The organism is Pantoea sp. SIMBA_079 (assembly GCF_046940275.1).
GTDB classification, from domain to species: domain Bacteria; phylum Pseudomonadota; class Gammaproteobacteria; order Enterobacterales; family Enterobacteriaceae; genus Pantoea; species Pantoea borealis.
Map to the genome: position 1 here is coordinate 1 of NZ_JAWRYR010000769.1, position 245 is coordinate 245.

Here is a 245-nt window from a genome sequence, read left to right on the forward strand (position 1 = left end):
GTGTTAGGCGGCAGGAGATAACTATGGCGACTCAAGTTCAACTTTCTGACGACGAGGCTCTAGTGCTCTTTGAATTTCTTTCTTCTGGCAAGCTCGCGCAAGCCGCGGACACAGCGGAAACGCATGCGCTTGGAGTGGTTCTCGCCAGCTTGGAGAAACAACTCGTTGCGCCGTTCGCTTCTGACTACTCGGAGCAGCTGGCAACGGCAAGATCATCTTTGGTGGCGCGCTATGGCGGATAGTCG

1 protein-coding gene is annotated in these 245 nt (G+C 55.1%); it reads left to right on the plus strand.

Translation table 11 applies throughout. The features are described from left to right. Positions 1–23 precede the first annotated feature (23 nt). Positions 24–242 carry a hypothetical protein gene (locus SB719_RS22020; RefSeq protein WP_412160013.1) on the plus strand — a complete coding sequence of 73 codons (219 nt, stop codon included), beginning with the start codon at positions 24–26 and terminating at the stop codon, positions 240–242. Positions 243–245: the final 3 nt, after the last annotated feature.